Here is a 21,890-nt window from a genome sequence, read left to right as displayed (position 1 = left end):
CCTGGGAGCGCCGACCAGACTTCCCGGCTCACCAGAGCTACCAGCCTATCGGGTTGTTCGTCCGACCGCCCACCCGGTCACCGCCGGAGGCCGGATGCCCGGGGCCCCGATGCCGCGCCTCAGAGGAGCGCGCTGAAGAGTTCCGCCTTGCGCGTGGGCCCCGCCACGATGATCTCGTCGTCGTCGTACAGGGTGGTCTGCGCCGTCGTGTGGTCCCACGCCCCGCCCTTGCGCTTCACGGCGACGACCGTGATGCCGTACTTCGCCCGCAGTCCCGTGGTCCCGAGCTCACGGTCCCAGTACTCCCGCGGCGGACGGGTCTTGACCATCGCGAAGTTGTCCTCGAACTCCACGTAGTCGAGCATCGTGCCGCGCACCAGGTGTGCAACGCGCTTCCCCATGTCGTGCTCGGGCCGGATGACCCGCTCCACCCCGAGCTGCGAGAGGATCTGCGCGTGCGGTTCGCTGATGGCCTTCGCCCACAGGGTGGGGCGGTCGAAGCGCAGGAGGATCGACGTCGTCAGGATGCTCGCCTCGAGGTCGCTGCCGATCCCGACGACCACGCGGTCGAACTCCGGCAGGGAGAGCTGGCGCAACGCCTCCTCCTTGGTGGTGTCCGCCCGCACCACGTGCGTCAGGAGACCGTTGAAGGACTGCACCACGTCCTCGTCGACGTCGATTCCGAGGACCTCGGTGCCGGCTGCCTCGAGCTCGAGCGCCAGGGCACCCCCGAAGCGACCGAGCCCGATCACGGCGACGGATTCTGCCGCGGCGATCGCCTCGATGGGCCGGGAGGAGAAGATGCGTTGCCTAGCCAATGAGCGGCCTTTCCTTGGGGTATTCGAAGTAGAGCGGCTTGGAGCGGAGCGCGAGCGCCGACGCGAGGGTGACCGGCCCGAGGCGGCCGGCGAACATCACGAGGATCAGCACCACCTGCCCGGCCGGCGGGATGGCCGCGGTGATGCCGGTCGACAGGCCCACCGTCGCGAAGGCCGAGACGACCTCGAAGAGGACCCTGTCCAACCCGAAATCGGTGGTGAGCATGAGGAACATGGTTGCGGTGATGACCAGCCCGACGGCGAGCAGGACGATCGAGATGGCCTGGCGGTGGGTGGACCGTGGCAGGCGCTTGCCGAACACGTTGACGGCCGTCCCCCCGCTGATCTCGGTGTAGAGGATGAAGAACAGCACGCCGAAGGTGGTGATCTTCAGGCCACCGGCCGTACCCGCCGGTCCTCCGCCGATGAACATCAGCACGTCCATCGCGAGCAGCGTGACCGGGTTCAGCTGCGCGAAGTCCACGCTGTTGAAGCCCGCGGTGCGCGTCATGGTGGACTGGAAGAAGCCTGCGAGGAGACGTTCCTCGGGTCGGAGGGCGCCGAGGGTATCCGGATTCGACCACTCGACGGCGGTGATGAAGACGGTGCCGACCACCAGCAGGATCACCGTGCCGCCCAGGACGAGCTTGGTGGTGGTGTGCCACCTCCGCGGGTACCTGATGTGACGGCGCAGCTCGAAGAGCACCGGGAACCCGAGTCCGCCGATGATGACGGCAGCGCAGACGGGCAGGCAGATCCAGGGGTCCCCGGCATAGCCGACGAGGTTGTCGCTGAAGAGGGCGAACCCGGCGTTGTTGAAGGCCGAGACCGAGTGGAAGACCCCCAGCCACGCCGCCTCGGCCGGGCCGTATCCGTAGCGGAGCGCGAACCGCACGGCGAGCACCACGGCGGTGACGAACTCGACCAGCAGGGTGATGCGCAGGACGCCGAGGAGCACGTTCCGGACGTCGCCGAAGCCGACGCTCCGGGTCTCCGCAGCCGCAGACACCCGGGACCGGAGACCCATGCGGCGGGCCAGGAGGACGCCGAGGAGCGAGGCGAAGGACATGATGCCGAAACCGCCCAGCTGGATGAGGGCGAGGATGATGACGTGTCCGGCGCCGGTCCAGTACACGGGCGTGTCCACGACGATCAGGCCGGTCACGCACACCGCCGACGTCGCGGTGAACAGGGCCTCGAGGAACGTGGCACCGCCGGCGCCCCCCTTCGACGTCGGCAGCATCAGCAGCAGGGTGCCGACGAGGACGGCGCCGGCGAACCCGAGCACGATCACCTGGGCCGGATGACGGGGGGCGAGCTGCGCGGCCCGGGCAGCGGCACCCCGAAGGAAGGGGCGGGCACCCGAGGCGACCACTGCGGCGGCGTCCCTGAGGATCTCTCTGCTCGACCTCACGGGATACTCGGGCCTTCCGGGTTCATGGGACTGCCGCGGACGTTCCGCACCAGTCGCCCAGTCAACCCGACGCGGGTCCCTCCGGCCCGCCTCTTTACGCGTTCTTGATACCGCCTACTCGAGCGGGAAGTTCTCCCGGCGCAGCAGGGTGGCGAGGTGTTGGGCGTTGCGCACCACGCCCGCCGTCGTGATGGCGACGGCATCGGGCACGTGTGCGAGGTCCTTGAAGTCGTCGGCCTGCATCGCCTCGCCCACCCAGTACGTCGAACCCTGCGACGGGAGCGAGAACCCGATGTCGTTGAGGCCCTGCATCATGTCGGCGATCGTCTTGTGGGCGCCGTCCTCGTTGCCCACGACCGCGACGACGGCCACCTTCCCGGCCATGACGGGCCGGCCCTCCTCGTCCGTCTCGGCGATGTCCGCATCGAGCCGCTCAATGACGCGCTGCGCGAGGCTGGAGGGGTGCCCCACCCAGATGGGCGTGGACAGCACGAGGATGTCCGCGGCGAGGATCTTCTCCCGCAGCACCGGCCACTCGTCGCCGTCGCCCATGTCCTTCAGGACTCCCGGCGCCACGTGGTGGTCGACCACCCTGGCGCTCGAGGTCCCGATGCCGCGGGCCGCGAACTGGTCCAGGATGTGCTGGGCCATGAGGTCGGAGCTCGACGGCTCGGGAGACGGGGTGAGGCTGCAGACGAGGGCGAATGCGGTGAGGTCGCTCATGGTTCTCCTTCGAAGGATGCGGACCGGGTCCGAGCCGCTGCGTCGGCCACGGGCGGGGAGGCCGGTGTCAGGTGCGGAGGGCCGACAGCAGATCGGCGAGCTGCGTCACCTCGTGATCCGGGGGCACCATGGCGGAGGGGTAGTGCGCGGCATCGCGGTTCAGCCAGGCGGTCCGGAGGCCGGCGCGCGAGGCGCCGTCGATGTCCCAGGGGTGCGCGGCGACGAGGACGACCTCGTCCGCGCGCCGTCCCAGGGCGGCGAGGGCATGGGTGTAGGCGCCCGCGGCAGGCTTCCAGCCCGGCCCGTCCTCGACGGACAGGACCGCCGAGAAGGCGTCCCGGACACCGGCGCGCCCGAGCAGGTTCGACGCCGTCGCCGCCGCACCGTTGGTCAGGGTGGCGAGCTCGAGACCGGCCTCCTCGAGACCGCGGATGCCCTCGACGACGTCGGGGTGGACGGGCAGCTGCTGCATCGCGGTCAGGATGTGGGCCACGGCGTCGTCGACGTCCCGGTTGAGCACCTGATCCGCGAGCACCACCCGCAGGGCGCCCTCCGCGACAGCACGGAAGGCGGGGTTCTCCCCCGCCGCCGTGAGCGCGAACCCGTCACGGAGGACGGTGGCGAACCACAGCCCCGCCAGCTGCGGCGGCGCTCCGATCTCCTCGACGTGCTGGGTCATCCGGCCCATGTCGGAGAGGGTCCCGTTGACGTCGAACAGCACGAGGGGCAGGGCCATTACTGGCGGTACCCCTCCACCTGGCTGACGGGCCGGGCATCGGCGTCGGCGGGGTTCTCCCCGGCGTCGGCCTTGGCGCGCCGCTGCCGGAGGAGGTCCCAGCACTGGTCCAGGTCCTCCTCGACCTTCTTCAGCCGCGTCGCGTGGTCCTGGTGCGCTGCGCCGTCACCGGCGTCCTGGGGCTGGTCGCGGAGCTCGTGCTCCTCCTGCACGAGTGCCTGGATGCGCTGGAGGATGTCCTGGTCGTCCATGGTGAAGTCCTTTCGTGGTCGGAGCGCCGGCACGGCCGGCCTTTTGTTCAGGCTACTGACGGCCCGGAACGATGACCAGCATCCGCCGGGCCGCCGCGGCCGGGCCGGGCGGAATTTGGCGCCACGCCGCGATGCCCTAAGCTGTTGGAGAACCAATTGCCTGTGTAGCTCAGTCTGGTAGAGCATCCGCTTCACACGCGGAAGGCCCGGGGATCGAGGCCCCGCGCAGGCACGAGGACATCCAGCAGAAGGCCCGTACCGATCCGTCGGTGCGGGTCTTCCGCGTATCCACCCCCGTTCGTCCCCGGCGAACACCTCGCTGTCCCCACCCCAGTACCCCGGGCAACCATTCCGGGTGTCCTGCCGCGCCCCGGAGATTCTCCTTGCGGGCCCTCCGCAGCCGTGCAGAGGATGGAGCATGAACTTCACACCCAGCTCAGCAATCGTCACCGGCTCCGACTCGGGGATCGGCCGCGCCACCGCCGTCGCCCTCGCGACGGCGGGATGCAACGTCGGCGTCACCTGGCACTCCGACCAGGAAGGCGCCGAGGAGACCGCGCGGCTCGTCCGGGCGCAGGGCGTCACGGCCGCCGTCGCGCAGCTGGACACCACCGATGCACCTGCCTGCGGGGACGTCGTCGACCAGCTGGCGCGAGAGCTCGGCGGCCTCGACGTCTTCGTCAACAATGCCGGCGTCAACGACGGCACCCTGTTCATGGAGACCGACTGGGACACCTGGCGCGGCACCCTCGGCGCGAACCTGGACGGAGCCTTCGTCTGCATCCAGCGGGCCGCCCGGCACATGATCGACGGCGGGCGGGGCGGGCGCATCATCGCCGTCACGAGCGTGCACCAGGAGCAGCCCCGCGTCGGATCAGCCGCGTACGACGCCTCCAAGCACGGCCTCGGTGGCCTCATCCGGACCATCGCCCTCGAACTCGCCGACCGCGGCATCACCGCCAACGCCGTGCTGCCGGGCGAGATCAACACCCCCATGAACGATTCCGAGGACCAGGACCCCCGCACCATGGATCGCCCGGGTATCCCGCTCGGCCGGCCCGGAGCGCCCGAGGAGATCGCCGACGTCGTCGCCTTCCTCGCATCGGGCGCCTCCAGCTACGTCAACGGCGCCTCGTTCGTCGTGGACGGCGGGATGCTCCTCATGGGACCGCAGGCCGGTTCACACCTCACCAGCGGGGAGTGGCGCACGCTCTGACCACGCAGGGGCAGGTGGAGGAAGAACTTTCAGGGTGCGTTCATGCCGCGTTCAGCGGCCCTGGCTACCGTGGGGATCCCGCCACCCGAAAGGCCACGCCATGGACACTTCGCCCATCCCCGCCACCGAGCCCGAGGCCCAGGACTGGTCCGGCTTCAGGCGAGGTGAACGCATCACCCTGCACCACCCGGCGGGCACCCAGCTCCGCGGCGTCCTGGACATGCGGACCGACGACGCCTCCATCGTCTGGATCCACCTCAATGACGGCGCCGGAAGACGACTCGTTCACCGGGCCGACGGCTACCGGCTGCACCGGGGCTGACGCCCCGGGAGGGCCGCGGTCGACCTCCCCGTCCACCTGCCGTCCACCTTGGGGCAACCTTCCCGCCACCTGTAACGTAGCTCCGGTGAGAAGCCGCGCCATGTCCCTGCCCATCGTCGCCGTCGCCGTCGTCGTCGGATCGGCCGCCTGCGGTTCCGACTACCCGCTGGGTGCGGAGCAGGAAGCAGCGGCGCAGCGTGGGGATGCGAGCCTGCAGGGCGCCGTGACCGCCTCCGGGTCCTCCGCGCAGGGACCGGCGATGGACGCCTGGCGCTCGGGCTTCGCCACGCTCTACCCGAAGGCACAGGTGCAGTACTCCCCGGACGGCTCGGGTGCGGGCCGCGGTGCACTGCTCGCGGGGGCCGTCGGCTTCGCCGGCTCCGACGCCTACCTGAGCGACGAGGAGCTCGCGGACTCCGTGGAGGCGTGCGGTCCGGAAGGAGCCTTCAACATCCCCGCCTACGTCTCCCCGATCAGCATCGGCTTCAACCTGCCCGGCATCACCCAGCTGGACCTCGACGCCGACACAGTGGCACGGATCTTCCGGGGGGAGATCACCACCTGGGACGATCCGGCGATCGCCGCGCAGAACGACGTCGCCCTCCCGTCCCTGCCGATCTCCGCCGTCAGCAGGTCCGACGACTCCGGGACCACCGAGAACTTCACGGACTACCTGCACGCCGTGGTGCCCGGGATCTGGACCGACGAGCCGGACGGCGCCTGGCCCTCGGGACTCGACAACGAGAACGCCAAGGGCAACGCCGGCGTGGTCAGCACCGTCGCCGGGACCGTCGGTGCAGTGACCTACGCCGACGACTCCTCCGTCGGTGCTCCGCTCGGCCGAGTGGCGCTGAAGGTCGGCGACGACTACGTCCCCGTGAGTGCGGAAGGCGCGGCCGCCGCCGTCGACCTCGCCGCACGCGTCCCGGGCCGGGCCGACCACGATGTCGCCCTCGACCTCGACCGCACCACCACCGCCGCGGGTGTCTACCCGCTCGTCCTGGTCTCGTACCACGTGTACTGCAGCCGCTACGAGAACCAGGCCACCGCCGATGTCGTGCGCGCCTTCGGGACGTACGCCGTCAGTCCGGAGGGCCAGGCCGAGGCCGCCGAGGCCGCGAAGAGCTCCCCGCTCTCGGCCGAGCTGTCGCGGCAGGCCACCGAGGCCATCGCCACGATCGAGGTCGGGGAGATCCCCTAGCCGCACGAAAGGGCGGACCCCCGGGGGATCCGCCCTTTCGCCGTGCAGCACCGCAGTTCCTGCGGCCGTCCTCCCGGATCAGCCGACGCGCGGGCCGCCCGAATCCGGGTCGTTCGTGGACGTGTCCGGCAGCGTGCTGTTCGCCGGGATCGCGTCCGTGGTCCCGCCGGTGGGCGGAGCCTCGACGTCCCCGCGCCATGCGCCGGTCTCGCCGCCGCTCTTCTCGATGAACTCCTTGAAGCGCTTGAGATCACCCTTCACCTGCGCGGTGTCGGCGTTGACCACCGCACCGATCTTCTCGGTGAAGGTCTCCGGGTGCCAGTCGATCTGCACCATGAGGCGTGTGGTGTTCTCGTCGAGGCGGTGGAAGGTCACCACACCCGCATGGGACTCGCCGTCGGTGCTCTTCCACGCCACGCGCTCGTCCGGGTGCTGCTCGGTGATCTCCGCGTCGAACTCGCGCTTGACGCCGCCGATGCTCGTCACCCAGTGGGTGTGGGTGTCCGAGGTCTGCGTGATGGAATCGACGCCCCCCATGAACTGCGGGAAGCTCTCGAACTGCGTCCACTGGTTGTAGGCCGTGCTGACCGGTACTGCTACGTCGATAGATTCCTGCACTGAAGCCAAAGCGTTCCTCCTTCGTAGACTCCGGGGGCCGTGCATAACCCGTTTTCGGGTACAGCGCACGGCCGAACCGTAAGTTCCCTTAGCGTAGGCAGATCGGTTGGATTTGGCCAACGCGCGGGGCTAGTGTGAAAGGAGTCCACCCGGCAGGAATCGGCACGTCCGATGCGCCTGCGGGAGGCGGATATTTCTCTAGCACTGGAGGATTCATGAAGGCTTCACCCACCCTCACAGACAACATGCAGGCTGTCCTGGTCGACCTCATCGAGCTCCACCTGCAGGGCAAGCAGGCCCACTGGAACGTGGTCGGCAAGAACTTCCGCGACCTCCACCTGCAGCTGGACGAGATCATCGACGACGCCCGCGCCTTCGCCGACGAAATGGCGGAGCGCATGCGTGCGCTGCACGCCGTTCCCGACGGACGCAGCGTCGCCGTCGCCGAGGGTACCAAGATCGATCCCTTCCCGGCCGGCCTCGTCTCCACGAAGGACACCGTGGGTCTCGTGGTGCGCATGCTGAACGCCTCCGTGAAGACGATGCGCGATGTGCACGACCAGATCGACGAGGAGGATCCCACCACCGCGGACCTGCTGCACGGCTTCATCGCCAAGCTCGAGCAGTATGCGTGGATGGTCGACGCCGAGAACATGGAACCCACCGCCGAGGTCGTCACGCCGGTCGGTACGGATCACGCCACGGTCTGACCCGCAGGACCCGGTCCCGTCAGGAGGGGAGGCACCCATCGGTGCCTCCCCTCCCCTGTCGGGGCGCGGGGGCCTGCCTCTTGTACTATGTAGGCTGACTAATGGTCTAGCAGAAGGCCGATCACACATGCCCTGGGGCTGTGTCTCGGTTCCGGAGGTCGTCCGGACGCCCTCGACGGGTGCGATGCACATGCCGCCCGGTGGCTGGACGAAACGGGATCAGAATCCATGGCCGACCAGGTCGCCGGGCAGAACCTCACCGATCACCTCCAGGACCTCCTCCTCGTCAGCGACGACGTCGAGGAGTTCCTGAGCGAGTTCACGCGGTTCGCGGCATCCCGACTGTTCGAAGGAGCCGCCGAGACCCCGTGCGGCATCACGCTGCTCCGCAACAAGCATGCCGGCACCGTCGCGAGCAGCAACGCGCAGGCCCGGGAACTCGACGAACTCCAGGCCTCGTTCAGTGAAGGGCCCTGCCTCACGGCCTGCGACGAGCAGCGGACCGTCCTGGTCGCCGATACAAGCACCGACGAACGGTGGAGCGACTATCTCGCGCAGGCCGCAGGGCGGGGCGTCGGTTCGATCCTGGCCGTGCCCTTCACCCTCCGATCCGGTGCTCGTGCCGCGCTGAACGTGTACGCGGCGGACCGGGGCGGCTTCGCAGCCGAGGACGTCGCGACGGCCGAGGCCTTCGTCGCCCAGACCTCGAAGGCGCTGACACTTGCGGTGCGGCTCGCGCAGCACGCCGATTCCGTGTCCGACCTGAAGTCCGCGATGAAGTCCCGCACGGCGATCGACATCGCGATCGGCATCATCATGGCCCAGAACCGGTGCAGCCAGGCGGAGGCCTTCGCCATCCTGACGGCGGTGTCCAGCAGCCGCAACCAGAAGGTCCGGGACATCGCCGCCTCGGTGGTCGCCTCGATCGGGCAGGTGGAACCGAAGACCCACTTCGACCCGTGAGGGTCCGCCGTCCGAGGCCCGTCCGGCGTCCTTTTGTCCGGACCTCGTGCCCGCATCGGTCTCGATCGAAATCGACCCCGATCGAGGCCCTACTCGATGGCGCTGCGCACTTCGGCCAGGAGCGACGCCATTCCTGTCTCAGCCGCGGTCGGATGACCGCTGCTGATCGCCTCGGCCACCTGCTCGTGGGTCCGGAGGGCATGTTCCTTGGGATGGTGCGGCATGAGTCCCTGATGCGTCCGGCCGGAGAGCACCTCCGCGATCACCCCCTGGAGGGCGAGGAACATCTCGTTGCCACTGGATTCCAGGATGAGCGTGTGGAACTCGATGTCCACGGCCAGGAACTCCTCGAGGTCGCCGTTCTCGCCGAGGCGGCGCAGGTCGCGTCCGAGGTCCAGGAGTCGCAGCCGCTGGTCGGACGAGGCATGCTCTGCCGCGAGCGCTGCCGCCACGGGTTCGACGGCGCGGCGAAGATGCGTCAGCGAGCGGAACTGGCCGGCGCGGCCCGGTCCGTTCAGGCGCCACCGGATCACCCTGGCGTCGTAGACGTTCCAGCTCGCCGGAGCCTGGACCACGAGTCCGAGCCGTCGCTTCGGCACGATCAGGTGCATCGATTCCAGGACCCGCATGCAGTCGCGCACGACGGTGCGGGAGACGCCGAACCGCTGCTGGAGACCCTCGATGGTCAGTCGGGCGCCCTCGGCCAGCACGCCGTCGGTGATGTCCTGTCCGAGCGCGTCGATGATGTGGGTGGTGAGGACGGTCGCCGCACCCGCGTTCCTCCCGGCCGGAACCGGCTGCGCCGTCATGGTCCTCCTCGATGTGCTCCGGCGGCTCCGCCGGTCGTCCCACTCTAGAGCGCACGACCGAACAAAAGTAGTACCTTTACTCGCCCAAAGGTGTTACCTTTGCTGTGCACCACGCGGAGCCGTGACCTGCCGCACACGGCTCGCCAGGGTTCGCCGCGGCGGAGCCGCACAGCAGGTCACCGCACCGCACCGCACCGCACCGCATCGACGAGGGAGTCAGTATGGACGCGCACCCAAACCACGTGGTCGTGATGGGGATCTCCGGATCCGGCAAGACGACCATCGCCACCCGGATGGCCGAACAGCTCGGCTGGGTCTTCGCCGAGGCGGATGATTTCCACCCACCAGCGAACATCACGAAGATGACGTCGGGCACCGCGCTCACCGACGAGGACCGCTGGCCGTGGCTCGAGTCGATGCGGGCATGGCTGACGGAGCAGGCACACGCGGGGCTGAGCACCGTCGTGACCTGTTCGGCCCTCCGACGGTCCTACCGTGACGTCCTCACCGGGGCGGACGGCGACGTCCGCTTCGTGCACCTCCTCGGCGACACCGACCTGATCCTGGATCGGATGAAGACGCGGAGCGGCCATTTCATGCCCGAGTCGCTCCTGCCCTCGCAGATCAGCACCCTCGAGCCCTTGGAGCCCGACGAGCAGGGCGTGCGCATCGAGAACACCGGCACGCCCGCCGAGGTCGTCGCCGAGGTCATCACCCGGCTCGACCTGCACAGCACCTAGTCCCCCACCCACCCCGTTCAACGGAGAACCACCATGCCCATCGAAGGCTGGACCCAGAGCCTCACCGCCGGTCCACTCCTCCTGATCGCCGCAGCCGCGATCGTCGTCCTGCTGTTCCTGATCATCAAGCTCCGGATCCACGCGTTCGTCTCGCTGATCATCATCAGCCTCGTGACGGCCTTCGCGACCGGGATCCCCACCTCGCAGATCGTCACCGTCCTCGTGGGGAGCTTCGGCTCGACCCTGGGCGCCGTCGCGCTCCTCGTGGGACTCGGCGCCATGCTCGGCCGCCTCGTCGAGACCAGTGGCGGGGCGAAGGTCCTCGCGGACTACCTGATCCGCGTCTTCGGCGAGAATCGTGCGCCCTTCGCGCTCGGCGTCGCCTCCCTGATCTTCGGCTTCCCCATCTTCTTCGACGCCGGGCTCGTGGTCATGCTGCCCATCGTCTTCTCCGTCGCACGCCGGCTCGGCGGGGGTGTCCTGCGGTACGGCCTGCCCGCAGCGGGTGCCTTCTCCGTGATGCACATCTTCGTGCCGCCGCACCCGGGACCGGTCGCGGCGTCCGAGTTCTTCGGAGCGAACGTGGGCATCGTGATCATGGTGGGCCTCGTCGCGGCCATCCCGACCTGGTACGTCACCTCCTACCTCTACGGGATCTGGGCCGGGAAGAAGTACGTGCTCCCCGTGCCCGAGCTCCTCGGCACCGCGGACGAGCACGCCGAGGCGAACCCCCCGAAGTTCGGCACCGTCGTGGGGATCCTCCTGCTCCCACTCGTCCTGATCTTCCTCAACACGGGACTCAATACGGCGGCCCGCTCCGGCGCCTTCGACGAGAGCCTCACCGACCAGGCCTGGTTCCAGGTCCTCCGTACCATCGGGGAGACCCCCGTGGCCCTGCTCATCTCGCTGCTGGTCGCCTCCTACGTCCTCGGGCGCAGGCGCGGGATCGACAAGACGGTGCTCGAGAGCACGCTCGAGGCCGCACTCGGTCCCGTCTGCTCCGTCATCCTCATCACCGGGGCCGGCGGCATGTTCGGTGGAGTACTCCGGACGAGCGGTATCGGTGACGCCCTCGCCGACGTCCTCGGGGACCTCGGCATCCCGTTGATCGTCGCCGGGTTCCTCATCGCCGCCATCCTCCGCATCGCCCAGGGCTCCGCGACCGTGGCCCTGACCACGGCGGCAGGACTGATCTCGCCCGCGATCCTCGCCGGCGACTACAACGCGCTGCAACTCGCAGCCCTCGTGGTCGCCGTGGCCGGCGGGTCGGTCGTGGCGAGCCACGTCAACGACTCCGGTTTCTGGCTCGTGGGCCGATTCCTCAACATGGACGTCAAGACCACCCTGAAGACCTGGACGGTGATGGAGACGACCATCGGCGTCATGGGCTTCGCCATCGCTGCAGCGGTCTTCTCCCTCGCCTCCCTCGGCTGACGCGCGAACGACGTCGACAGGGGCCCGTCCGCGACCTGCGGGCGGGCCCCTGTCACGTCGTCGTGCCGTCCGCGTAGCAGGTGATACCGCGGATCGGGGGACGGATCGACGCCTTGTGCGCGTGGACGGACGGCTGCCACCGTCGATGACGGGTCATCAGGACCCGTACGGTCTGGGCGGGAGCGATCCCGACGGCGGACCGGTGGCCGATGCGTGACGAGCGGACGAGGAGTGGATGACCCATGGATGCACCGGGGGCAGGAGCCGCGATGCAGCGGTTCGAGGAAAGGGTGGTCATCGTGACCGGGGCCGGATCCGGCATCGGCGAGGCGACGGCACGGCGGTTCGTCGCCGAGGGCGCCCGGGTGGTGCTCACCGATTCGGTCGCCGAGAAGATCGACGCCGTCGTGGCCTCGCTGCCCGAGGGCCGGGCGGTGTCACTTCCCGCGGACTCCTCGGACTACGACCAGGTCGCGGCCATGGTGCAGGCCACCGTGGATCGCTTCGGACAGCTCGACGTCCTCGTCAACAACGCAGGGACCATCACGCAGGGCACGGTGCAGGACACGAGCGTCGAGGACTGGCACCGCGTGCTCGGTACCGACCTCTCCGGCGTGTTCTACGGGACGAAGGCGGCTTTGGCCCACCTGCTCGACAGCAGGGGCTGCATCGTGAACGTCTCCTCCGTGTCCGGACTCGCCGCCGACTGGCGCATGAGCGCCTACAACGCCGCCAAGGGAGGCGTCAGCAATTTCACGCGCGCCGTGGCCCTCGACCATGGGCGCGACGGCGTCCGCGTCAATGCCGTGGCCCCCGGTTTCGTCTGGACGGAGCTCACCAGCGAGGACGGCGAGCCGCACGAGCTCGACGACGAATTCGCCCGACGCATCGCCCTCGGGCGCGGAGGGCTCCCTGACGAGGTGGCAGCAGCCATCACCTTCCTCGCGAGTGACGACGCCCGGTTCATCACCGGCGTCGTCCTCCCGGTGGACGGCGGCACCATGGCCAGCAACGGACAGCCCGCGCAGGCCTGACCGGGAGCGGGGCGGACCCGCCTGCTAGCGGCGCTTCCCCCGGGAGCCCGATGGCCGGGACTGCTTGTTCTGCGGTGTCCTGCCGCCCTTCTGCACGGACCCGCCCTTCCGCGCCGTTCCCCCTCCGGTGGTCTTCGAGGCGGTGCCGGCGTTCTTCGCCGACTTCTCAGCGGCCTTCTTGGACGCCGACTTCTTCGGCGCCTCCCGCTGGGATGGCTGGCGGGAACTGCGGGCCGTCCTGCCGCGGACGATCCCGATGAACTCCTCGACGTCGTCGGACTCGTCCTCCACACGCCACGCGATCCCGATCGTGGTGGTCGCGACGCCCTCCACCGGGCGGTGCACGGCGTCCTTCCGCGCGTGGAGGCGGGCGAGGGACATCGGGAGGATCACGACGCCGGCGCCCGAGGCCGCGACCTCCACCGCCGTCCTCGGACCGCCGCACTCCGCGACGTCGAGCAGGGTCTCCCCGTCGAGCTCCCCGGCGGGGATGTCCTCGTAGAGGGACAGCTCGTTCTCCCGGGACATCACGGCAACGGGCTGTTCCTCGTACAGGGGGATCAGGTGGATCCCCTCCCTGTCCACGGGCAGGCGGACGAACACGACGTCGTCGGCCCCCTCCCGGAGTGCCACCAGGGCGTCGTCGTCGTGCTGGTGCAGGTCTAGGGGGACGGCCGGGTGCCGCTCACGCCAGCGGGCCACCCACTTGCCCGGCGTGACGCCCGGCACGAAGCCCACGGAGAGGTTTCGGGGCTGATCGGTGGACACCTGATCACAGTAGCGCGTGGCGGGAGCGGCCGATCATGGCTGCCTGCCGCACGACCGTTAAGCTGGATCCATGACTCCCGCGAAGACGCCCCAGACCCTGAAGCCCGCCACCGCGGCCAAGAAACTGGGAATCTACCTGCCCGCCGCGCCCCAGGACTTCCAGGAGACCGAGCTGACGCGCGCGGAGTTCAACGAGCTCCAGCAGACACCCCCTGAATGGCTGGCCGAACTGCGCCGCACCGGGCCGCATCCGCGCCCCGTCGTCGCCCAGAAGCTCGGCATCTCGATCGGGGGACTCGCCCGGGGCGGCATCACCGACCCCCTGACGAGCGAGGAGATCACCGCCCTGCTGCAGGAGCCGCCGGCCTGGCTGGTCTCGGAGCGGTCCACGCAGGCGGCGGTGCGTGCGGAGGCGGCACGGGTCAAGGAGCGCGACGCCGCGCGCACGGCCTCCGACGCCTGACCCTCCTGCGGGGACCACCGCGGCCCTGCCTGACCCTGGCGTGTCCCAGGAGTGAGGATCGAACGCCGCCCGGCTGCCCAGCCTGCATGGCTGCCAGCCATCGGGTGCAGGTCGGCTGAAGCCCATTGACTCCTGCTCGCCCGCTCATCTGCGTGCCCTCGTACCTGCCCGGTCGCCTGTCCGCCTGGCCTCGTGCCGCTTGCCTGCCTGCCCTTCGTGCCTGCCCGCGTGCCGCTTGCCTGTCTACGTGCCCGGGCGCCTGTCCGCCTGACCTCGTACCGCTTGCCTGTCTGCGTGCCCGACCGCTTGCCCTCTGCCTCCGGAAGCGGAAGCCCCATGAGCGCGTCCTGCTCGTCCTGCTGTCCTGCGGCTCCGGACGGTCGCCATGGCCTTCCCGGGTGCCGCCGACGCAGGATCGTCAGAGGCCCTTCCTACCATCGAGTTCTCCGCCGAACCGCTGCGGACCTCCCTGCCGAGGAGGCCCGACCCGTTCCCGAGGAGAGTCGCGCCTACCATAGGAGAGGCACATTCCCATGGAGGCGCGCCGATTGACTTAATCGAACACGTATTCGAATATTAACGGGTGACGCCTCCACCTGCCGGCCATGCCCTCGAATGGGATGAGCCCTCACCCGACCTCGGGGGACCGTCACGTCCGGAACCCACCGGCCGTCAGGGTGGGTCCGCGGCCGAGATCGCCCTCGGGCTCCAGTCCCGCATCAACAGCATGCAGGCCGTCACGCTCGATTCCCGGCGGCTGCCCACGGTTCCTGCCCTCGCCCGGATCCTGCCGGGCGGAGGTCTCCAGTCCGGCGGCTCCTACGCCGTCCGCAACTCCACCTCCCTCGCCATGGCCCTGCTCGCCGGCCCGTCCGCGACGGGCGCCTGGTGCAGCGTCATCGGCCTGCCTGACTTCAGCGTCGAGGCGGCCCAGGGCTTCGGCATCAACCTCGAACGCCTCATCCTGGTGCCGGACCCGGGATCACAGTGGCTCACCGTCACGGCTGCCCTCGTCGACGTCGTCTCGATCGTCCTGACCAGGGCGCCGGAACACCTCGCCCCCACCGAATGGGCCAGGCTGAAGGCACGGCTCCGCCAGCGAGGCGCAGCACTGATCACCCTGGGGTCCTGGAAGCAGAGCGATTCGACACTCGGCGTGGCGGAGAGTGCCTGGGAGGGCCTGGGCTCGGGGACGGGACACCTGAGGTCGCGGCGCATGAAGATCACCGCGACACAGCCCTCGGGCCGGCTGCGCCACGCCTATGTGGGGCTGGCCGACCTGCAGGGCACTCCGACGGGCGGATCCGCGCCCTCGGCCGCGTACACACCGGGAGCACCGGGAGCACCGGGAGCACCGGACTCCGGCACCCACACCCTCTTCGAACCCCAGCTGGTGAGGTCCTCGTGACATCGGCCCTCCCAGCCCTGCCCGCCGGTTCGGCCCACGCCACCCGGACCCTGATGTTCTGGTGCCCCGACTGGCCCATCACCGCGGCCCTGCGTGAACACGCCCTGCCCGCCGAGACGCCCCTCGCCCTCGTGGACCGTGGTGAGGTGTTCGCATGTTCCCCTGCCGCGCGGCAGGACGGCGTGAAACGGGGACTGCGCATCAGGGAGGCCCAGGCCCGCAGCACGAACCTCGTCCCCCTGCCCTACGACCCCTCGCTCGATGAACGCACCTTCGAACCCGTGACCACGGCGGTGGAAACGATCATGCCCGGCGTCCAGGTCGTCCGCCCGGGACTCTGCGCCGTCAGGGCCAAGGGCCCGTCGCGGTACTACGGTAGCGAGTCCGAGGCTGCACGCGTGGTCTTCCGGACCCTCGCCGCCATGGGACTCACCGACGTGCGGATCGGGATCGCCGATGGGCCGTTCGCTGCCGAACAGGCGGCCAAGGCCACCGATCAGCTGGACGACGACGTCGAGCAGCTCGTCGTCATTCCAGCGGGCCGCTCGGCCTGGTTCCTCGGCAGCTACCCGCTGGAGATCCTCGAACAGCCCAAGCTCACCGTGCTGCTCAAACGCCTCGGCATCCGTTCGCTCGGTGACTTCGCGGCCCTCAGGGCCTCCGACGTCCGCAACCGCTTCGGCATCGAGGGAGCCCTCGCGCACCGCCAGGCCAGTGGGCTCGACCACCGCAGTGTCGTGGCCCGCACACCACCTCCCCACCTGGACACCGTTGCTGATTTCGAGCCTCCCCTCGCCCGGATCGACCAGCTCGCCTTCGCCTTCCGGTCACGGGCGGGCGAGTTCGTCGACACCCTCCGCGAGGCCGGGCTCGTCTGCACCGCGCTGCACGTCTCGCTGCACACCGAATCCGGTGAGGCTTCCGAGCGCCGCTGGCAGCACCCGCGCTGGTTCGATGCCGACGACGTCGTGGACCGCGTGCGCTGGCAGCTCCAGGGGACCAATGCCTCCGACCACGGCCTCACCTCCGGCATCACCCGCGTGCAGGTCGTCCCCGAGATCGTGGAGAACCTCAGCGACCACGCCGACGGGCTCTGGGGTACGGGCCCGGACGAGGGGATCCATCACGGCCTGGCCCGGGTGCAGAGCATGCTGGGCCATGGTGCCGTGCTCACCGCGATCGTCGCCGGCGGGCGTCTCCTGGCCGACCGCCGGGTCTTCGTCCCCTGGGGGGATGCACCCGCCGGTCAGCAGCAGGCGGCCGCAGTCCCCCTGAAGGATCGGAATCAGCCCTGGCCCGGCCGTCTTCCAGGGCCCGCCCCCGCCACCGTGCACGCCGAGCCGGTTCCCGCGGTCGTCGTCGACTCCCGCGGCAACCCGGTGGACGTGGACGCCCGCGGACTCCTGAGCGCCGACCCCGCCTTCTTCAGCACAGGTCCGGACGGCGGCCGGCACGCGGTGCACTCCTGGGCCGGACCGTGGCCCATCAACGAACGCTGGTGGGACCGGAAAGGCCGGGTGCTCGACCGGTTCCAGTTGGTGGACCAGTCAGGATCTGCCTGGCTGCTGCTCCTCGAGGACCATGCCTGGTGGGTCGAGGCCGGCTACGACTGACGGCCCGCCCTGCCTCGGACACCAGCGGGAGCATGGCGGGGCACCACAACGAAGAACACCACGCAGCACGCACAGCACGCACAGCACGCACAGCCGGGACAGGGGGACGCCATGGGCTGGAACAACCCACCCATCCCGTGGTCGGACTTCGAGCGGAACCTGTCCGACACGCGTCCGGGAGCTCCACCCCTCGGGGCCGACGGCGGTGACAGCCCCGCCTGGTCCCGCAAACGCCAGCCCTACACCTCACCGGTGGAGGCCTCCGCTCCCGAGGGTCCCGTGGTGCCTTACGCGGAACTGCACGTCCACTCCAACTTCAGCTTCCTCGACGGTGCGTCCAGCCCGGAACACCTCGCGGAGGAGGCGCAGCGGCTCGGCCTGTCCGGCATGGCGCTGACCGACCACGACGGCCTGTACGGCGCTGTCCACTTCGCCGAGGCCGCCGAGAAGTATCCCGGGTTCTCCACCATGTACGGGACGGAACTCTCCCTCGAACTGTCCAGGCCGCAGAACGGGGAGGCCGATCCCGAAGGACGCCACCTGCTGGTCCTGGCCCGGGGATCCGCGGGCTACCACCGCCTGTCCACGGCCATCACGGAGGCACAACTCGCCACCGATGCGGAGAAGGGCAAGCCCCGCTACGACCTGGAGAGCCTTGCGGGCCATGCCGCCGGCCAATGGATGATCCTCACGGGGTGCAGGAAGGGGACCGTGCGTTCAGCCCTCGTCGCGGCGGGGGAATCCGCAGCAGAAGCGGAGCTCCGGCTGCTCGTGGACCTGTTCGGGAAGGAGTCCGTCGCCGTGGAACTGACCGATCAGGGCAATCCGCTGGACACGGCCCACAATGACGTGCTGGCCTCGATGGCCGCCCGGCTGTCACTGCCCACCGTGGCCACCAACAACGTGCACTACGCCACGCCGAAGCAGCACCGTCTTGCCTCGGCCCTCGCCGCGGTCCGCGCACGGCGGAGCCTGGACCAGATGGACGGCTGGCTTCCCGCAGCAGGGGCCGCCCACCTGCGCAGCGGGGTCGAGATGGCGCGCCGCTTCAGGGCCTATCCCGGCGCGGTGGAGCGCACCGTGGAGATCGCCGCCGATCTCTCCTTCACGCTCCGCAGCGTGAAACCCGGTCTGCCGAACATCGACCTGCCGGAGGGCCATACCCAGATGAGCTACCTGCGCGAGCTCGTCTGGCAGGGGGCGGACAAGCTCTACGGGAACCGTGCGGATGTCCGGGAACGGATCGAGCGCGAGCTCGAGGTGATCGAGGACAAGAACTTCCCCGGGTACTTCCTGATCGTCCACGACCTCGTGCACTACGCGCGTCGCAACGGGATCCTCTGCCAGGGACGGGGGTCGGCCGCCAATTCGGCGGTCTGCTACCTGCTCGAGATCACGGCTGTCGATTCCATCAAGTACCAGCTCCCGTTCGAACGGTTCCTCTCCAGCATGCGGGACGAGGAACCGGACATCGACGTCGACTTCGATTCGGACCGCCGCGAGGAGGTCATCCAGTACGTCTACCGGAAGTACGGACGGTTCAACGCCGCACAGGTGGCCAACGTCATCACCTACCGTCCCAAGTTCGCGGTCCGCGACATGGCCAAGGCCCTGGGGCACAGCCCGGGCCAGCAGGACGCATGGTCCAAGCAGATCGAGCGTTGGGGCGGGCTCGTTTCGAGCGACGACCACGACATCCCGGAGTCGGTGGTGGGCCTGGCCCAGGAGGTCCTCAGATTCCCGCGCCACATGGGCATCCACTCGGGCGGGATGGTCCTGACCGATCGACCGGTGGGAGAAGTATGCCCTATCGAGCATGGGCGCATGGAGGGCCGAACCGTCCTGCAGTGGGACAAGGACGACTGCGCCTGGATGGGACTCGTGAAGTTCGACCTGCTGGGCCTCGGGATCCTCGCTGCGATCCAGTACAACTTCGACCTCGTGGAGCAGCACTTCGGTGAGACGTGGGAGCTGCACACCATCCCCAAGGAGGAGCAGGGCGTGTACGACATGCTGTGCTTCGCGGATTCCGTCGGGGTGTTCCAGGTGGAGAGCCGCGCCCAGATGGGGATGCTCCCGCGCCTGCTGCCACGCCAGTTCTACGACCTCGTGATCGAGGTGGCACTCGTACGGCCCGGACCCATTCAGGGCGGTGCCGTGCACCCCTACATCAAGCGGAAGATGGGCGAGGAGGAGGTGCGGTACATCCATCCCGACCTCAAGCCCGTGCTCGAACGGACGCTCGGGGTGCCCCTCTTCCAGGAGCAACTCATGCAGATGGCCATGGTGGTGGGTGGCTGCTCCGGAGCGGACGCCGATCTCCTGCGCCGGGCCATGGGGTCCAAGCGCGGCGAGGAGCGGATCGATTCCCTGAAGGCCAAGCTGTACGAGGGCATGGAGTCCAACGGCATCACCGGCCCCGTCGCCGATGCCATCTACAACAAGATCCACGCCTTCGCGAACTTCGGCTTCGCGGAGAGCCACTCGATCAGCTTCGCCCTGCTGGTCTACGTCAGCGCCTGGCTCCGGCTCCACTACCCGGGGGCTTTCCTCGCAGCGCTCCTGCGTGCACAGCCCATGGGGTTCTACTCACCCCAGACCCTCGTGGCGGATGCGCGGAGGCACGGTGCCGTCGTCCTGCGCCCGGACATCCTGCACTCGGGCGTCCACGCCGACCTCGAGCCGCTGGAAGGGTACGAGCCGCCGGAGGACCCCCGGGAGCGGACCACCGGCATGGACTGCTGCACGGAGGACGAGCAGCCCCCGGTCGGGTACTTCGACCGTGACACGCCCTTCGACTCGACCCCGCACCGCCGTGACGGCAACTACGCGGTCCGCCTGGGGCTCGCGAGCGTGGAGACGCTCGGGCTGAAGCTGGCAGAGAAGATCGTCGCCGAACGGGAGCTCAACGGGCCCTACGAGGACATGCCGGATCTCGCGCGGCGGACCGGGGCGAATGCGGGCCAGCTCGAGGCCCTTGCTGCCTCGGGCGCCTTCGATTCGATGGGTCTGACCCGCCGGGAGGCGCTCTGGAACGCCGGACCCGCCTCCACGGAACGTGAGGGCCAGATCAAGGGGACGGCGGTCTACATCCAGCCCCCGCTGATGCCCGAGCTCTCGGACATCGACAAGGTCGGGTCGGATCTCTGGTCCACGGGCATCACTCCTGACGACCACCCCGTACGCCATGCCAGGGAACGGCTGAAGCGCCGGGGTGCCCTGACCGCCGTCGAACTGAAGACCTCCGAGTCGGGACGGCGGGTCGAGGTGGCGGGTGTCGTCACGCACCGGCAGCGCCCCGCGACGGCGAGCGGCATCACCTTCATGAATCTCGAGGACGAGACCGGCCTGGTCAACGTCATCTGCTCGGTCGGTGTCTGGCAGCGGCACCGCAGGGTGGCCCGTGAGGCGAGCAGCGTGATCGTGCGCGGCGTGCTCGAGCGGTCCTCGGAGGGGATCGTCAACATCGTGGCGGACCGCATCGAGGTGCTGCAGCTGAAGGCGACCACGAAGTCCCGCGACTTCCGCTGACCGGTGCAGGTCGGCGGAAGCCGCGGGGCAGGACCGCTACTCGGTGTCGCGCGTGGTCTGCTCGGCGAGCGTGTCCCAGAACGAGGTGTCCGCCGTGTCGATCGAGCCGTCAGCGATGGCCCGCGCCGTGGCATCGAGCGTGGTCACCGTCTGCTTGATGAGGTAGCCGTTGCTCTTCTGCCCGAGGACCGCGGACTCGTTCGTGTTGTCGGACATGCCGCGCATCTCGAACAGCAGCGTCGAGATGCCGTACTCGACGGCGATGCCGTTGCGGCTGATCGTCTCGGCCGAACCGCCCACGTAGCGGCCGAGGTGGCCCCAGCCCGTCGAATCCACGGCATCGAACACGACGGCGCCCAGACGCTTCGACCCCTCGACCACGTCGGGATCGGCATTCGGCGTCGTGGGGAAGAGGATCGACCCCGAGACCAGCTCGCCGTCGCGCTCGCTCTGCGTGCCCTGGTGGTGCAGGTCGATCATGTAGTCGATGCCGTAGACGCCCATCACGTTCTCGTGCAGCGCCTGCGTCTCCGGCTGGATCTTCGCCACGTGGTCGCGGTTGAGGTCCGTCCCGGTCGCGTTGGCGCGGGTCAGGGTCCTGCCACCGTCGGCGATGTACCCGTCGAGGGGGAAGTCGACGTCGCCCATCGCCCCGTCCGGGTTGAGCATCGGGACGACGAGGATGTTGACGCCGTCGAGCACGCCCTTCGTCTTGCCGGTCCCGAGGTGCTTGATGTATTCGAGCGCCCCCTCCGTGGTCAGCTGCTCGTTCCCGTGCTGCTGGGTCAGGTAGAGGATGGTGGGATTGTCCGGGTCGGAGATGTACTTCGCGAGATAGAGATCGCGTCCCTTGACCGACTGCCCGATCACCTCCAGCTCCATGGCCGGCTGGCGTGCATCCTGTTTCTTCAGTTCCGCGACCATCTCGTCGTACGTGCGCAGGATCGACGTGTTGATCGTCTCGTTGCCACCGTAGTTCGGGCCTTCACCGACGGCTACCGCCGGAGCGGCGGCAGCTCCGGACGCAAGCAACGCTGCGAGCGACAGGGCGGCGACTGTTCTGGATGTCTTCATGATCGAGCTCCTCCTGAGTGGGTGCGATGCACTCAGTGAACAAC

General features: G+C 69.2%; 22 protein-coding genes and 1 tRNA gene. 13 read left to right on the top strand and 10 right to left on the bottom strand.

The window, feature by feature from the left end; translation table 11 throughout:
* Positions 1-119: 119 nt before the first annotated feature.
* The 5 genes from ACTIMO_RS03630 to ACTIMO_RS03610 form a co-directional block, all read right to left on the bottom strand.
* A complete protein-coding gene (locus ACTIMO_RS03630; protein ID WP_235498623.1) occupies positions 120-818 on the bottom strand; it encodes a potassium channel family protein in 699 nt (232 codons plus the stop codon).
* Positions 811-2,193, bottom strand: a complete 1,383-nt coding sequence (locus ACTIMO_RS03625; protein WP_055766054.1) for a TrkH family potassium uptake protein — start codon at positions 2,191-2,193, stop codon at positions 811-813. Before ACTIMO_RS03625 ends, ACTIMO_RS03630 begins: the two co-directional genes overlap by 8 nt.
* A 153-nt stretch (positions 2,194-2,346) precedes the next feature.
* Positions 2,347-2,955, bottom strand: coding sequence for a flavodoxin family protein (locus ACTIMO_RS03620; RefSeq protein ID WP_448181515.1), 609 nt, complete (start codon positions 2,953-2,955; stop codon positions 2,347-2,349).
* A gap of 67 nt (positions 2,956-3,022) precedes the next feature.
* Positions 3,023-3,691 (bottom strand): haloacid dehalogenase type II, encoded by a 669-nt coding sequence (locus ACTIMO_RS03615; protein ID WP_448181514.1) that lies wholly within the window; start codon positions 3,689-3,691, stop codon positions 3,023-3,025.
* Positions 3,691-3,942 carry a DUF2630 family protein gene (locus tag ACTIMO_RS03610; RefSeq protein WP_055766063.1) on the bottom strand — a complete coding sequence of 84 codons (252 nt, stop codon included), beginning with the start codon at positions 3,940-3,942 and terminating at the stop codon, positions 3,691-3,693. The genes ACTIMO_RS03615 and ACTIMO_RS03610 overlap by 1 nt, the downstream gene beginning before the upstream one ends.
* A 158-nt stretch (positions 3,943-4,100) precedes the next feature.
* On the opposite strand from ACTIMO_RS03610, the gene ACTIMO_RS03605 reads away from it, so the two are divergent.
* The 4 genes from ACTIMO_RS03605 to pstS all read left to right on the top strand — a co-directional run bounded on the left by ACTIMO_RS03605 (position 4,101) and on the right by pstS (position 6,681).
* Positions 4,101-4,174, top strand: a tRNA-Val gene (locus ACTIMO_RS03605).
* A 186-nt stretch (positions 4,175-4,360) separates the two neighbouring features.
* Positions 4,361-5,158: an SDR family oxidoreductase gene (locus ACTIMO_RS03600; protein ID WP_448181513.1), complete on the top strand. Its 798-nt coding sequence runs from the start codon at positions 4,361-4,363 to the stop codon at positions 5,156-5,158.
* Positions 5,159-5,258: 100 nt separating this feature from the next.
* The gene (locus ACTIMO_RS03595) at positions 5,259-5,480 is read left to right on the top strand and encodes a hypothetical protein (protein ID WP_055766069.1); all 222 of its coding nucleotides are present in this window, start codon (positions 5,259-5,261) and stop codon (positions 5,478-5,480) included.
* A 100-nt stretch (positions 5,481-5,580) separates the two neighbouring features.
* Entirely contained in the window at positions 5,581-6,681 is a 1,101-nt protein-coding gene (gene pstS / locus ACTIMO_RS03590; RefSeq protein ID WP_448181512.1) for a phosphate ABC transporter substrate-binding protein PstS, read from the top strand.
* A 78-nt stretch (positions 6,682-6,759) separates the two neighbouring features.
* On the opposite strand, the gene ACTIMO_RS03585 is transcribed toward pstS, so the two are convergent.
* Positions 6,760-7,299: an SRPBCC family protein gene (locus tag ACTIMO_RS03585; RefSeq protein ID WP_321166889.1), complete on the bottom strand. Its 540-nt coding sequence runs from the start codon at positions 7,297-7,299 to the stop codon at positions 6,760-6,762.
* Between the two features lie 215 nt (positions 7,300-7,514).
* On the opposite strand from ACTIMO_RS03585, the gene ACTIMO_RS03580 reads away from it, so the two are divergent.
* Both ACTIMO_RS03580 and ACTIMO_RS03575 read left to right on the top strand, forming a co-directional pair.
* Entirely contained in the window at positions 7,515-8,009 is a 495-nt protein-coding gene (locus ACTIMO_RS03580) for a Dps family protein (RefSeq protein WP_055766079.1), read from the top strand.
* 228 nt (positions 8,010-8,237) lie between these two features.
* Positions 8,238-8,972 carry an ANTAR domain-containing protein gene (locus ACTIMO_RS03575; protein ID WP_448181511.1) on the top strand — a complete coding sequence of 245 codons (735 nt, stop codon included), beginning with the start codon at positions 8,238-8,240 and terminating at the stop codon, positions 8,970-8,972.
* An 89-nt stretch (positions 8,973-9,061) separates the two neighbouring features.
* Here ACTIMO_RS03575 and ACTIMO_RS03570 read toward each other — a convergent pair whose 3' ends face one another.
* Complete coding sequence (locus ACTIMO_RS03570; RefSeq protein WP_055766085.1) at positions 9,062-9,781, bottom strand: FadR/GntR family transcriptional regulator; 720 nt, start codon at positions 9,779-9,781, stop codon at positions 9,062-9,064.
* A 221-nt stretch (positions 9,782-10,002) separates the two neighbouring features.
* On the opposite strand from ACTIMO_RS03570, the gene ACTIMO_RS03565 reads away from it, so the two are divergent.
* Together ACTIMO_RS03565 and ACTIMO_RS03560 are read left to right on the top strand one after the other, a co-directional pair.
* Positions 10,003-10,521: a gluconokinase gene (locus ACTIMO_RS03565; protein WP_448181510.1), complete on the top strand. Its 519-nt coding sequence runs from the start codon at positions 10,003-10,005 to the stop codon at positions 10,519-10,521.
* A 33-nt stretch (positions 10,522-10,554) separates the two neighbouring features.
* Positions 10,555-11,955, top strand: a complete 1,401-nt coding sequence (locus ACTIMO_RS03560; protein ID WP_055766091.1) for a GntP family permease — start codon at positions 10,555-10,557, stop codon at positions 11,953-11,955.
* Positions 11,956-12,007: 52 nt separating this feature from the next.
* Here ACTIMO_RS03560 and ACTIMO_RS03555 read toward each other — a convergent pair whose 3' ends face one another.
* Complete coding sequence (locus ACTIMO_RS03555) at positions 12,008-12,199, bottom strand: hypothetical protein (RefSeq protein WP_448181509.1); 192 nt, start codon at positions 12,197-12,199, stop codon at positions 12,008-12,010.
* Here ACTIMO_RS03555 and ACTIMO_RS03550 point away from each other — a divergent pair.
* Positions 12,198-12,989 carry an SDR family NAD(P)-dependent oxidoreductase gene (locus ACTIMO_RS03550; protein WP_448181508.1) on the top strand — a complete coding sequence of 264 codons (792 nt, stop codon included), beginning with the start codon at positions 12,198-12,200 and terminating at the stop codon, positions 12,987-12,989. The genes ACTIMO_RS03555 and ACTIMO_RS03550 overlap by 2 nt on opposite strands.
* A 24-nt stretch (positions 12,990-13,013) precedes the next feature.
* On the opposite strand, the gene ACTIMO_RS03545 is transcribed toward ACTIMO_RS03550, so the two are convergent.
* The gene (locus tag ACTIMO_RS03545) at positions 13,014-13,757 is read right to left on the bottom strand and encodes a LysR family transcriptional regulator substrate-binding protein (RefSeq protein WP_422390957.1); all 744 of its coding nucleotides are present in this window, start codon (positions 13,755-13,757) and stop codon (positions 13,014-13,016) included.
* Positions 13,758-13,827: 70 nt separating this feature from the next.
* Between ACTIMO_RS03545 and ACTIMO_RS03540 the strand changes: the two genes are divergently transcribed.
* The 4 genes from ACTIMO_RS03540 (at position 13,828) to ACTIMO_RS03525 (ending at position 20,772) form a co-directional block, all read left to right on the top strand.
* The gene (locus tag ACTIMO_RS03540; protein WP_448181507.1) at positions 13,828-14,220 is read left to right on the top strand and encodes a DUF5997 family protein; all 393 of its coding nucleotides are present in this window, start codon (positions 13,828-13,830) and stop codon (positions 14,218-14,220) included.
* 583 nt (positions 14,221-14,803) lie between these two features.
* Positions 14,804-15,628 carry a hypothetical protein gene (locus ACTIMO_RS03535; protein WP_448181506.1) on the top strand — a complete coding sequence of 275 codons (825 nt, stop codon included), beginning with the start codon at positions 14,804-14,806 and terminating at the stop codon, positions 15,626-15,628.
* Positions 15,625-17,241 (top strand): DNA polymerase Y family protein, encoded by a 1,617-nt coding sequence (locus tag ACTIMO_RS03530; RefSeq protein ID WP_448181505.1) that lies wholly within the window; start codon positions 15,625-15,627, stop codon positions 17,239-17,241. Before ACTIMO_RS03535 ends, ACTIMO_RS03530 begins: the two co-directional genes overlap by 4 nt.
* Before the next feature lie 111 nt (positions 17,242-17,352).
* On the top strand, positions 17,353-20,772 hold the full coding sequence (locus ACTIMO_RS03525; protein WP_448181504.1) for an error-prone DNA polymerase: 3,420 nt from the start codon (positions 17,353-17,355) through the stop codon (positions 20,770-20,772).
* 36 nt (positions 20,773-20,808) lie between these two features.
* On the opposite strand, the gene ACTIMO_RS03520 is transcribed toward ACTIMO_RS03525, so the two are convergent.
* Complete coding sequence (locus ACTIMO_RS03520; protein WP_448181503.1) at positions 20,809-21,846, bottom strand: M14 family zinc carboxypeptidase; 1,038 nt, start codon at positions 21,844-21,846, stop codon at positions 20,809-20,811.
* Positions 21,847-21,890: the final 44 nt, after the last annotated feature.

It is taken from the genome of Arthrobacter sp. CP30 (genome assembly GCF_053470025.1).
The sequence above is the reverse complement of the archived record's forward strand: the minus strand, read 5'-3'. Positions and strand labels throughout refer to the sequence as shown.